At 47.1% G+C, this 11,971-nt stretch carries 14 protein-coding genes; 8 read left to right on the top strand and 6 right to left on the bottom strand.

All coding sequences use genetic code 11. The annotated features are described in order from the left end of the window. Positions 1–111: 111 nt before the first annotated feature. A complete protein-coding gene (locus tag C4B57_03710) occupies positions 112–579 on the bottom strand; it encodes a YbhB/YbcL family Raf kinase inhibitor-like protein (GenBank protein ID PXF55398.1) in 468 nt (155 codons plus the stop codon). Between the two features lie 71 nt (positions 580–650). Between C4B57_03710 and C4B57_03705 the strand changes: the two genes are divergently transcribed. The 3 genes from C4B57_03705 to C4B57_03695 all read left to right on the top strand — a co-directional run bounded on the left by C4B57_03705 (position 651) and on the right by C4B57_03695 (position 3,916). Next, a complete protein-coding gene (locus tag C4B57_03705; protein PXF55359.1) occupies positions 651–899 on the top strand; it encodes a hypothetical protein in 249 nt (82 codons plus the stop codon). A 314-nt stretch (positions 900–1,213) separates the two neighbouring features. Beyond that, on the top strand, positions 1,214–2,899 hold the full coding sequence (locus tag C4B57_03700; GenBank protein ID PXF55358.1) for a phosphoheptose isomerase: 1,686 nt from the start codon (positions 1,214–1,216) through the stop codon (positions 2,897–2,899). A 6-nt stretch (positions 2,900–2,905) separates the two neighbouring features. Continuing rightward, positions 2,906–3,916 (top strand): potassium channel protein, encoded by a 1,011-nt coding sequence (locus C4B57_03695; GenBank protein ID PXF55357.1) that lies wholly within the window; start codon positions 2,906–2,908, stop codon positions 3,914–3,916. Between the two features lie 10 nt (positions 3,917–3,926). On the opposite strand, the gene C4B57_03690 is transcribed toward C4B57_03695, so the two are convergent. Continuing rightward, a complete protein-coding gene (locus C4B57_03690; protein ID PXF55356.1) occupies positions 3,927–4,523 on the bottom strand; it encodes a 5-formyltetrahydrofolate cyclo-ligase in 597 nt (198 codons plus the stop codon). On the opposite strand from C4B57_03690, the gene C4B57_03685 reads away from it, so the two are divergent. Both C4B57_03685 and C4B57_03680 read left to right on the top strand, forming a co-directional pair. After that, positions 4,524–4,745, top strand: coding sequence for a hypothetical protein (locus tag C4B57_03685; protein ID PXF55355.1), 222 nt, complete (start codon positions 4,524–4,526; stop codon positions 4,743–4,745). It begins immediately after the preceding gene. A 558-nt stretch (positions 4,746–5,303) separates the two neighbouring features. Then, complete coding sequence (locus C4B57_03680) at positions 5,304–5,525, top strand: hypothetical protein (protein PXF55354.1); 222 nt, start codon at positions 5,304–5,306, stop codon at positions 5,523–5,525. Between the two features lie 38 nt (positions 5,526–5,563). On the opposite strand, the gene C4B57_03675 is transcribed toward C4B57_03680, so the two are convergent. Beyond that, positions 5,564–6,910, bottom strand: a complete 1,347-nt coding sequence (locus C4B57_03675) for a sigma-54-dependent Fis family transcriptional regulator (protein PXF55397.1) — start codon at positions 6,908–6,910, stop codon at positions 5,564–5,566. 53 nt (positions 6,911–6,963) lie between these two features. On the opposite strand from C4B57_03675, the gene C4B57_03670 reads away from it, so the two are divergent. Genes C4B57_03670 through C4B57_03660 form a run of 3 tightly spaced genes read left to right on the top strand, consistent with a single transcriptional unit; the run spans position 6,964 to position 9,320 of the window. After that, a complete protein-coding gene (locus C4B57_03670; protein PXF55353.1) occupies positions 6,964–8,094 on the top strand; it encodes a hypothetical protein in 1,131 nt (376 codons plus the stop codon). Positions 8,095–8,100: 6 nt separating this feature from the next. Continuing rightward, positions 8,101–8,538, top strand: a complete 438-nt coding sequence (locus C4B57_03665) for a hypothetical protein (GenBank protein ID PXF55352.1) — start codon at positions 8,101–8,103, stop codon at positions 8,536–8,538. Beyond that, positions 8,535–9,320: a prepilin peptidase gene (locus tag C4B57_03660; protein ID PXF55351.1), complete on the top strand. Its 786-nt coding sequence runs from the start codon at positions 8,535–8,537 to the stop codon at positions 9,318–9,320. Before C4B57_03665 ends, C4B57_03660 begins: the two co-directional genes overlap by 4 nt. Here the strand turns inward: C4B57_03660 and C4B57_03655 are convergent. The 3 genes from C4B57_03655 to C4B57_03645 all read right to left on the bottom strand — a co-directional run bounded on the left by C4B57_03655 (position 9,317) and on the right by C4B57_03645 (position 11,872). Continuing rightward, positions 9,317–10,036, bottom strand: coding sequence for a pseudouridine synthase (locus C4B57_03655; protein PXF55350.1), 720 nt, complete (start codon positions 10,034–10,036; stop codon positions 9,317–9,319). The genes C4B57_03660 and C4B57_03655 overlap by 4 nt on opposite strands. A gap of 80 nt (positions 10,037–10,116) precedes the next feature. Next, positions 10,117–10,842, bottom strand: a complete 726-nt coding sequence (locus C4B57_03650; protein PXF55349.1) for a hypothetical protein — start codon at positions 10,840–10,842, stop codon at positions 10,117–10,119. Positions 10,843–10,861: 19 nt separating this feature from the next. Beyond that, a complete protein-coding gene (locus C4B57_03645) occupies positions 10,862–11,872 on the bottom strand; it encodes an octaprenyl diphosphate synthase (GenBank protein PXF55348.1) in 1,011 nt (336 codons plus the stop codon). Between the last annotated feature and the right edge of the window lie 99 nt (positions 11,873–11,971).

The following is an 11,971-nucleotide window of genomic DNA, read 5'->3' as shown; positions in this document are numbered from 1 at the left end:
GATAGATATGTGCTCATGCCTTTGAGAGCTCTTGCCTTTGGTAATTATTGCGGTCATGTTTGATATCTCACTCCTATCCTGTTTGATCTGAGAATCAAGGTGCTTGACAGATCAGCGGCCGAAGTAACCGGTTAAGCTCGACTCGGCCAGTATGTGTCCCTGAAGCCTTTCAAGGAACCAAGACAGGCTGGCGTCCTCAGGAAGATCGAGACTTTCCACGTCCAGCGCATAGAGAGTGAATACATATGGGTGATCACCTGTGCCGGAAGGGGGCTGTGGTCCTCCATATCCCGGCTTTCCAAAGGAGTTGACGATTTCCCTGGAATTTTGCGGCATGATCTTTCCTGATGCCCCCTCTGCTAAACCTTCTGTCTCCGGTGATATGTCCACTACCATCCAGTGGACCCAGTTTCTGGCCACTGGATGTGGATCTATTACAGACAATGCAAGGGATTTGGTCCCTTCAGGTATCCCCGACCATGTAAGAGGTGGTGAGATATCTTTTCCGCCCACAGCCGGTCTGGTATAGACAACCGGTATCCTTTTACCATCTGAAAATGCAGGAGAAGATAAGATCATAGTTACATCCTTTGCGTGAAGTACTGACGCACTTATAAAAAACACGGTAATCAGGAGCCGATTAAAGGCCTTTGATAACATTTTCATATTTTATTAATATAAAGTCCTGCAAGAAAAAAATCTACTGTTTCTGTAAATATTCGGTGAACCCGTTATATCCTGCCTTGAAGCGGTTACCTTTTTCCGGGTTTCAAAGCTCACTCATCGCGGACCGGAGAGGCAGTGCAATCCGGCCCGCGATCGAAACCCTGCAAAAGGTAAACCGCTCCTGCGGCAGGGCGCGGATGGCAACCGTTCACAGGAAGGGGATATTTCTTTGAACGGTTTAACGGAAGCCCCCGTAGTTTTCTCGGCTTTTGCTGTGGGGGAAACTGCATCGCCTTAAGCGCAGCGTAAGGCGAATGCAGAGGGGGCAGGACATACCCCATGTCAAAGGCCTTAAGAAAACAAGGGGCTGAAGTGTGAAGTGAAAAGAAATATCCCCTTCCTGTGAACGGTTACGCACATGGGACCACGGGTTCATAAGAATATTTACATTTATTCCGCATAAATTATTTGCAGCGCCGGGGTATATGACTTAGAGTTCTACAATCAATTAAGGCTGGTTAAAGAATCGTGGAGAGGAGGATCGCGGGTGTTTTATCGTCCATCACATCTGTCAAATGTTGAAAAAAAAGCTGTACTTTCTCGTTTTTGGGAAAAGGACCCGTCTCTTTGGGCCAAGGCCCCGGAAGTTCAAAAGCAGATCACAGATCGTCTTGGCTGGCTGGATGTTATTCCAAAGATGAGAGAGGCCAAAGGAGATATAGTAGATTTCGCGCAAGATATAAAGCAGCGAGGCATCAAGCAGATAGTGCTGCTTGGTATGGGAGGGTCCAGTCTCTGCCCCCTGGTTTTGAGTCAAATATTCGGCTCTCAAGAAGGATTCCCTGCACTGAAGGTGCTGGATACCACCGACCCTGACGAAATAGAGAACGTCGTCCAGAATAAAGACTGGAACTCAACACTATTTTTAATGGCCAGCAAATCCGGTACTACGCTGGAACCTAATGCCATGTTTAATTACTTTTGGCCATTAATGGAGAATGGGCTGTCTGATCCCGGATCGCACTTTGTGGCTATTACAGACCCTGGAACTCCCTTGGAAAAACTCGGGAATGAGCGTGGTTTTTTGAAGATCTTTCTTAATCCCACCGACATAGGAGGAAGGTATTCAGCAATCTCTTACTTCGGTCTGGTCCCGGCGGCCCTGCTGGGGATTGATATCGGCAGGATACTTCAAAGGGCCGAAGAGATGGTCAATAAATGCGGCCCTAACATACCATGCGATATAAATCCCGGGTATAAGCTGGGAGAATTCTTAGGGGAATTCGGTGTTCAGGGCAGGGACAAACTGACCATCCTGGCCGATTTGCCCATCAAGGCCTTTGGCCTCTGGCTGGAACAGCTTGTGGCAGAGAGTACTGGTAAAGAGACCAGGGGTCTGGTTCCAATTATCGGCGAATCTACCGGGATTCCTGGATTTTATGGTGGAGAACGTATTTTTGTCTACCTGAGAGTAAAAGGGGCTCCGGAAAAGGACTCTTTGGAAGGGTTTGTGTCAGAGCTGCGGGAGGCCCAATTCCCCGTCTATGAGTTGTGGCTCGAAGATCTGTATGATCTCGGGGCCCAGTTCTTCCTGTGGGAAATGGCGACCGCCCTGGCCTCTCACTTCCTGGCAGTTAATCCCTTTGATGAGCCGGATGTCAGGCGTTCAAAGGAAAAGACCGGAGCAATCCTCGATGTCTACCGCGCCGAAGGCAAGATGCCTATAAAATTCTGGGTAGATCCATATAGTCAACTTCATTTTCGTACTTCAGAGATGCTGGCTGTATCCATGAAGAGCCTTTCAAGGGCCATGAGAGACATGTTCCATGTCCTGCCGACCTGGGGCTATTTGGCATTTCTCCCTTACCTGCCCTATGATCCGGAAATGGAAGCAATGGTAGGGGAAATGCGCTATTTTGTGAGACAGGAGAAGGGATGCGCTACTACCATGGGTTATGGTCCGAGGTATCTCCATTCTACGGGCCAGATTTACAAAGGCGGACCGACTTCCGCAGCTTTTTTGATCTTTACTCGTAAAAGGGCAAAAGACTATCCGGTAATCCCGGACTTCGGTGTCTCTTTCTGGCATATCCAATTTGCCCAGGCGGTTGGAGACTTCGAGGCCCTTTCTGATGCCAGGTTTAGAGCTATCCATGTGCACCTGCCTCCTGATTACCGGCTGGGATTAAGGAATTTCAGCAAGGTCCTTTCAAGATCAGTTCGCATGAAGTAAGGAAGGATGTACGGCAAACGCAGGCTACTAACAGTAGCTGCACTTCTCATCGGCCTCTGGATATTTGGCATCGCCGGTTATGTGATCATTGAGGGCTGGGATGTCCTTGACGCCATTTACATGACAACCATATCATTGACTACTGTCGGTTACAATGAGGTCCACCCTTTAAGTCAGGCAGGGCGCATATTTACCGCCCTGCTGATCGTCATGGGTGTAGGTTTTTTTTTCTATGCCTTTGGGGTACTGGCAGAGGCAATTATAGAAGGGCATCTTAAGGGACTCTTGGGGAAAAGGAAAATGGAAAAGACCATTTCCAGGCTTAAACAACATTTTATTATCTGTGGTTACGGAAGAATTGGAACGTCAATATGCAGGATATTTAAAGAGCGAAAGTATCCCTTTGTGGTAATAGAAAATGATCCCGCTGCTATACAGGAGATAGAGAAAAATGATTTTTTGTATGTAGCCGGCAATGCGACCCATGATGAAATCCTGATTCAGTCGGGTATTGAGCGTGCAAAAGGGATTGTTTGCGTATTAAGTACCGATGCGTATAACGTGTACATCACTCTTGCAGCCAGGTCGTTGAATCCGGGCTTGCTGATTCTGGCCAGAGCAGATGATGCCGATGCGGAAAAGATGATGATTCAGGCAGGGGCAGATCGGGTAATCTCGCCATATGAGATAGGGGCACGGCGCATGGCCCTTGCGGTACTTCAGCCTACTGTGACAGAGTTTCTGGACCTGGCAGTACATTCGTCCACCCTTGATCTTGCTATCGAGCAGGTGGAAATAGTTTTCAAGTCATCGCTGGATGGTGTGAGTCTCTTGGATGCTGCCCTGCGGCAGAAGCTGGGCGTTACGGTCCTGGCAGTTCAGCAATCCGGGGGCGAGATGATATTATCTCTGGATCCTGGCTATGTTATAAAGAGTGGTGACATACTTGTTGCCCTGGGAAACAGAAAAGGGCTGGATGCCTTAAGGGAACTGTGCACGGACACGTTTGTCCAGTGAGAGCAAGCGTTCATGAATCTGCCCTGTAATTGCACCGCAGTATCTCACTTTCTGTTACGATAATGTCCATTCTCTGGTCATGGGTTTTCAGGGGAATTTCCGGAAGCAGCTGAAGACTGAAAGCAAGTCCTATACGAATGGCTTGAGGGGCCTTTATGGATAAGAAACGGTCAAAGTATCCCCCTCCGTATCCATATCGGCCGCATTTGCGGTCGAATACACTGCCGGGAACCACTGCCAGGTCTATTTGGGATGGTTGTATTAATGAGGCTGCTTCTGCATCCGGCTCTAATATTCCATAGGCCCCGGGCCTGAGATCTTTTCCCCAATCCTCCAAGAGGTAAGTTTCCAGCTGCCTGTTTTTGACGTCCGTCTTGGGAATGGCCACTTCAAGCCCGCTATTGAGCCTCTCTTTGATGAGTTGATGCGTTTCCACCTCGCTCCTGAAGGATACATAAATAAGAGGCATCCTGCTGCTCTTGTATTCTTCAAGCCCCCTGAGCCTGTAAGTTATTGTTTCGCTAAGATGGCTCAGATTAAAGGAGGAAAGACGGTCGCGTTTGGCCAGGATTTGGCTCCGGTAAAAAGAAGGATCAGGAAAGGACATGTGTTTAAAGAAATAAGATTTACTATGGAGATTGATAAAAAATGCGCAGACAGGAGGATTCTCTCAGGCAGGAATTTTGCCAGACAGGCCTGCAGTTCCTGTCTCTCAATACAACGTTTCTTCTTGAGGAAGGAAATCTTATGTATCTTGCCAATAGACAAAGGCGTCCATCTCTGCCGAAGAATTTCGATCCAACCACTTCTACCTTCACTCCGTTATTGAGTTGAAGTCGAATTCTCCTGACAAACCATCGAGGAGCAACAATAACCCTGAAAATTCGAGATCCGGACTGAAGAGTAAAACACTGAAAATTCATATAGGGCTTCGCCTCACACTGTCTTATTATTCCCCTGGCTACTATCTCCGTGTTTTCATCATAACCTATACTCCTGGCATGAGCAGAGCCGACACCGTTCAATAACAGAATGACAACTAAGAAAAAAAGGGGATGATAAGCAGCTTTTGACTCGATTGCCCTATGCACGTTCACGGCTACTTAACTGTGCCTCTGGTCGACTTTGGGGACAAACCGGAAGTGCCCTCTTTGATTTTTGTTAATTGTTTGTACAATTCTTGTCTTTTAAGATTACTCAAGAAAATATATGCAGATTGCGTACCTCTTGAATATCCACGCATTAATGACTCAATTTATCTAAAATATCAAAAATTTTTACCATTTTGAGAAATTTCAATCAAGATTGCAGTAGACACGATATGCAATTTTTGCGGGTTTATGCAATTTTTGCACTTAATTTATGCAATTTTTGCACTGACTTTTGCATGGTTATTTTTCGATATCTCCAGGGAGGGATTCCCGGCATTTTTTGCCTGGAAATAAGCGGCCTTTTGGATAAACCAATGAAATCCTGGAGCAGTAATAAATGGATTGCGACTTTAAAGCTCCCTGAAAGACCGTGCAGAAGGATATACCAGTATAAAAAAGAAGGCCTTTTTGGAGAATTCCAAGAAGGCCTTCGGGGAGAGGAGGGTTGGGAGGGATAATATTTTTTATATATTCTAATAAGCAAACATCGTGCCATCTATTTAAGAAGACCGTATTCCTTTAGCTTGTATTGAAGCGTTCTGATTGAAATACCTAATATTTTTGCTGCATTACGTCTATGTCCATCTGTTTCCCTGATAGTTTCCTCAATGGCTTCTTTTTCCAGGTCTCGTAAACTACGAAGCCGTTTAGTAGCTGATCCAGGTGCAATCTCGACAGGTGAGGTTGTCAACGAAGGCAGTGTCAGCCTGGAGTCCCGGCTTAAAATAATGGCTCGCTCAATGACATTATGTAGTTCCCGCACATTGCCGGGCCATTCATAGGATTTTATTTGTCTCAGCGTGTCTTTGGAAATTTCAGAGACCTTTTTCCCAACACGCATAGATATCGAGCGTACAAGATAGTCAGTAAGCACCTGTACCGACTCGAGGCGGTTTCTCAAAGGAGGAAGGTTTATTGGGAAAACATTTAAACGATAGTAAAGGTCTTCTCTGAAGCGTTTTTCACGTATTCCAGCCATAAGGTCCTGGTTGGTGGCGGCAATTATTCTGGCGCTGGTATTGAGAGTAGTAGTACCTCCCACCCTTTCAAACGCCTTTTCCTGGAGTATTCGAAGAAACTTTGCTTGAGCAGACAAGGGCATTTCACCTATCTCGTCCAGAAACATGGTCCCATTCTGGGCAAGCTCGAACTTTCCCCTCTTGGCATTGACCGCTCCGGTAAACGCACCCTTTTCGTGTCCAAAGAGTTCGGACTCAATAAGGGTTTCAGGTATTGCAGCACAATTAAGCTCAACAAATGGACCTTTTCGTCCGCTCAAATGATGAATTGCTTTGGCTACAAGGCTCTTTCCGGTACCGCTTTCCCCCTGAAGCAATATGGTGGCGTCTGTCCCGGCCACGTGCTGTACTTCTATCCATACTTCCTCCATGCCGGCAAACAGAACATCGGTAGGCGGGAGACCTTCGGAAAGCTGATTTCTCCATAGAGTATCCACTGCCACGAGGTTCTGGCGTTCCACCACTCTGGACACCGCCATCCGTAATTCATCCGGATCCTTGAGGGGCTTTATGAGATAGTCTAAAGCCCCTTCCTTTATAGCCTCTACAGCATTTTCCACAGTCGCATAGGCCGTAAGGATTATAAAATCGATTTCCGGCCTTTCCGACCGCACCTTTCTTAAGAGGTCAAGTCCGTTGATATCAGGCATTTTGAGGTCCGTAATTACAAGGTTGGGAGAAAAATCATCAATTTTGCCAATAGCGCTGATGCCGCTGCTGGCAGTCTTTACTTGATAGCCTGACTGTGTAAGGATTCGGCCCAAGAGAGCCGTCAAGTGTCTTTCGTCGTCTACTACCAGAATGCGGAAATTATTTGGTTTCATGGTCATTTTTTTGTTTCTAATCTAATAATTTAAGCTTATCCTGGCAAGGAATTATGGATTGTCTTTTTCTTATAAATCCCGTAGCCGGCGCTCATGCGGGGAAAAAGATTGCCGCTGAACTAAAGCGTGTCGTGCATGTCCGGAGTCTCAACAGGCATATTGTCTTTACTGATCCTGAACATCTTGAGGCTCAGGTGTTGTCCTTGGCTTCAGGCTGTGACCTTACTGTTGTTGCAGGAGGTGATGGCACCGTATCAGCGGTTGCACGTGCACTTGGCGAGCTTGACAGGCCCCCGCCGCTTGCCATCCTGCCACTCGGCACAGGGAACGATCTGGCCAGAAGCCTGGGCTGGTGGGAAGTATGGAATCAGGGTGGACTTGATTATTTCTGGTCGGGGATCAGTGCCGGAAAGGTTGAAGCAATGGACCTATGGTCCTGCGGAGACCGCAGATTTATAGGATATGCAGGTTTTGGCCTGGATGCAAGGATAGTGGCGTCCGTCTCACGAATACGCCTGAAACGTCTTTGCCGTCACCTTGGAAAGAGATGGAATCAGTTTCTTTTTATAGCTGTAGGCCTGAAATATATACTTTCGGCTAAGCTCAAATCCAGTTACCATAAAATAGATGCGTGTTTCCTTGATAAAAAGGGGAATATGAATCAAATCAGGCTAAGAGGACATGGCACTTTGATCCTTTCTAACATTGAGTATTATGCTGGCGGCGGGTCTCTTTCATCCGTGTCCTGCTGGAGCGATGGGAAGTTAGAAGTATATGCCATTCCCGCTATCAGAGCATATCTGGGGCTGCTGCTGAGAGGTCGCATCACTTCTCTTTCAGATCCCAGAGCCACTTCTCAGGCCTGTTCTGTAAAAATCACCGGTAAGCAGAATCTTCCTGTACAGCTCGATGGCGAATGGGCACAAAAACTTATGACAAAAGATACTGTAGAAGTGCAACTCGTGAGGACCTTACCCGTACTCGTTCCTCCTGCAAGCTTTGCCGTAAAAGAAAGTGTTGCCGGACGCTGGTCCAAGGGCCCTGTTATAAAAAAAGCCGGTTCATCGATACTCCCTGATCATGCTGCCACGGGCAATCGAGCCCTTGGGGGAAATTTTTCTCATGCTTCGTTATGTCCGAAGAGTAAAGTAAGTATCAGTAGACAGGTCTTTTGTGATTATTGAGCCGGCATTCAATACAGGAGAAATTCCGTGCACGAAAAGCGAAAAGAAATCCGATACTTAGCAAAATTCCGCGTATATTTTCCAGAGTTCAATATATCGGGATACACTTCCAATATCTCGCTAAGCGGATGTTATGTGGCAGTAAACTGCTCTGTGTCTATAGGGCTCATCACTGACCTGCTTATTGAGTTGCCGGTAGTGGGAACTATTGCCCTCAAGGGTTACATACAACATCTGGGCCGGTCAAAGACAGGGGTCGGGTTCCAGTTCGTTCAGGTGAGGTTTGAGCCTGATCAGTCAGAATACTATAATTTGTATTTACGATTTATAAAGATTATGTCTCAGCTTGAGGAGGTAAGGAAAAATTATCTGGACCTGGTAAGGCAGGGCCTATTGAAGCTTCACACCCTGCCGAGCGGGTCAGGGGAAAAAGAAGTGATATGATTACCTTGCCGACATTCGCCTGGCCCTTTCTGGCCTTTTTGCTGGGGACCTGTATCGGTAGCTTTTTGAATGTATGCATATGCCGACTGCCTCAAGGCAGGTCGGTGGTAAGGCCTGGTTCTGCCTGTCCGAAATGTGGCCACAGGCTGAAATGGTGGGAAAATATCCCCATACTGAGTTTTTTGCTTCTTAGGGCAAAATGCAGTTCTTGCGGGGAAAGGATCTCCATGCAGTATCCACTTGTTGAGCTGCTGAGCGGCCTCTTGTGCCTTGTTCTTTGGTACAAGTTTGGTTTTAGTTCTGAACTATTTATTTATTTTTATTTTTCAGCATGTCTCATAATTGTGACATTTGTCGACCTTGCACATCAAATTATCCCGGATGCAGTGTCTTTGCCCGGGATTGCCGTTGGCTTCCTGTCTTCGTTTCTGCTTCCCGGGCTGTCATGGCGGGATTCTCTTCTGGGGATATTGATGGGCGGAGGCATTTTATTTCTTGTGGCATGGGGCTATTATATCATTGCCCGCAAGGAGGGAATGGGGGGCGGGGACATTAAGCTCCTTGCTATGATAGGGGCATTTTTGGGGTGGCAGGCAATTCCGCTTGTAATCCTATTGAGTGCCGCAGCAGGTTCAGTTGCCGGCCTGACAATAATGTCGTTACAGAAAGGAAACAGGCATATGGCCATACCTTACGGTCCCTTTCTGGTTGGGGCCGCCCTAATAACCTTATTCTGGGGGCATGAACTGACAGACTGGTATCTGGGTTTTATTGCTATTTAAACCAATCCCGCTGACTTCTTCAGCAGCTCCACTTCAGTGTCGGTCAATATCCTGTACTTGCCAGGTTGCAGCTTCCCCAGCCTTATAGGACCTATTTTGATACGTATCAGCCTGATGACGGAATGGCCTAACGTATTGAACATCAATCTTATCTGGCGTTTTCTGCCTTCTTTCAGCGTAACTTCCAGTATCGTCGAACGCCTCGTGGTTTTCAGCACACGCAATTCGCAGGGCAATGTCGTTTTTCCTTCTATCTCTATACCTCGTCGAAGCAGATCCAAAGCGGCTTTTGAAGGTCTCCCTCTCACTGTTGCATGGTAAGTCTTTGAGATCTTATGGCTGGGATGCAATAGCCGGTGAACCAGAGCACCGTCATTTGTGAGGAGGAGCAGACCCTCACTGTCTTTATCCAGGCGCCCAGCAGGATAAACCCGCTCCGGAACTCTTCCCGGAAGCAGATCCATTACAGTGGTTCGCCCATAGGGATCACGAGCTGTGGTCAGGACGCCTTTTGGTTTATTAAGCAAAAGATAAACGAGTTGTCTTTTACAGAGAACCCTGATCTTGTCAACGCAGATGATATCTGTGTATGGATCTATCTTGGATCCAAGCCTTGCAACCTCACCGTTTATAGTGACCCGGCCTGAGCGGATGAGCACTTCTGCGGCTCTCCTGGAGCATACACCGGCATTGGCGAGGTATTTTTGCAGTCTCATCTGAACTGTTCAAAGAAATGTCCCCTGCCCGTGAACGGTTTGCGGAGTGGACTGAGGGTTCACCGGATATTTACATGAAATTAATGGCGAAGAAGTAAAGGGCTTAGCCCCCAGATCCTGAGGTCTTTATCTTTAAGCCCGATAATCAGCAATGTGAGCAGCTCAATAAAAAGGGGCTCAGGAGGCGATCTCAATGGATCATTATTCACAAGAATTATATCGCCAGGACCCACCCGTGCCAGGATGCGCTCGACTGAAGTATTAAAAGGAAATCCCTCACGCCAATCGAGCTTTAGGGACGGATTGACCACTAAAAGACCCAGTTCTCTTGCTATTCTTACAAGGCGTAAATCCTTCCATCCATAAGGAGGCATGAGAAAGCGGGCGTCCCTTCCCTGGATATCGCCTGCCAGGGCAAGGCATGACTTGAGCATGTGCCTCAGTTCTGTTTTGTTCTGGAAAATAAGCGATCTGTAGTTTTCTCCATGAATCCCTATCTCAAAGAACTGCAGGGAGCGCAAGGCCCTGGGATTTTTCCTGGCCTTCTCCCCTTCTATGAAAAATGTGGCCGGGATCTCAAGCTCATGTAGTCGTTTACAGATTGGACCTGTTAACGGATTCGGGCTTCGGTCGAACACGAGACTTATTGCACGTACATTTCGGAAGCCATGGGTTAATACCTTGCCCCACAAGGTAGCTCTGGGGCAAAAAATTTCATATGCGCCTGTTGCCAGAGCACCTGCTCCTCCGACAATAATAAATCGTTTTAAGGCACTTTTTGAAAAAATCACAGTAGATCTTGACACTGCCTTAACTTTGCTTGCGCTACTTGCGACGCTCTAAAACAAACTGTGCAAGGTCATGGAGTAAGTCCCTTGTCTCTGATGGAGCAAATGTCTCTAAACCTTCACAGGCCAAAGCAACCAGGGCTTTTGCCCGACTTCTTGTATAGTCCAGCCCCCCGGCGCGGGACAGCAGATTCTTCACCCATACAAGTTCCTTCTCAGAGGGATTGCCATTGCTGAGTACCTTTAACAGCCTCTCCTTTTCTGCAGAAGATGCCTTCCCAATGGCAACAACAAGAGGCAGTGTGATTTTCCCCTCAGCGAGATCTGTCCCAATGGTCTTTCCCAGCTCACTGGCATCTGCAGTATAATCAAGGACGTCGTCAATCATCTGAAATGCCTGGCCCAGATAGAAGCCGTAGTCGCTGAGGGCCTGCATCTCGGACTCTCCAGCACCTGCAAGGAGGGTACCGATTTTACATGATGCTGAAATCAGTGATGCTGTTTTTCTTTTAATGATTTCTAAATAGGTCTCCTCGTCAAAGCTCGGGTTTTTTGCTTGTAAAAGCTGTATAATCTCGCCTTCAGACATCAGGGCAACTGCTTCTGCAATGGCTGTCACTATGCGGATGTCCCCAAACCGGCTGGCAAGCTCAATGGCCTTGGCATAGAGGAAATCACCAACCAGGACCGTGGCCTTATTTCCCCAGATTTTATAGGTAGAAGACCTGCCGCGACGCATCACACCCCCATCTACTATATCATCGTGAGAAAGGCTGGCAGCATGGAGGTACTCCGGGACTGCCGAAAGGTCGAACACGGCTTCATCATCCCTTCCGCATAATCTTGCTGCACATACAGTAAGTAAAGGCCTTAGACGTTTTCCTTCGGCGAAAAGGATATAATGGCTTATTTCGTTTACAAAAGGTATATGGGAAGCAAAATGCCTGCTCAACACCTGCTCAATTTTTTCAAAATCCGGTTTAAAGGAATCCAAAATGCCTTTGGAATTAGATCTGTGGCTATATACCTTTTCAGGGAAAGTCCCCACCTAGGAAAAGCCCTCCTTTTTTAATCTTGAATAAGGAAATAACATATAAAATGACAAAGGGCTATATTCACGTAATTAATCATTCCGTATCTGGAAATG

The organism is Deltaproteobacteria bacterium, assembly GCA_003194485.1.
Taxonomy (GTDB): Bacteria; Desulfobacterota; Dissulfuribacteria; order Dissulfuribacterales; family UBA3076; genus UBA3076.
The sequence above is the reverse complement of the archived record's forward strand: the minus strand, read 5'-3'. Positions and strand labels throughout refer to the sequence as shown.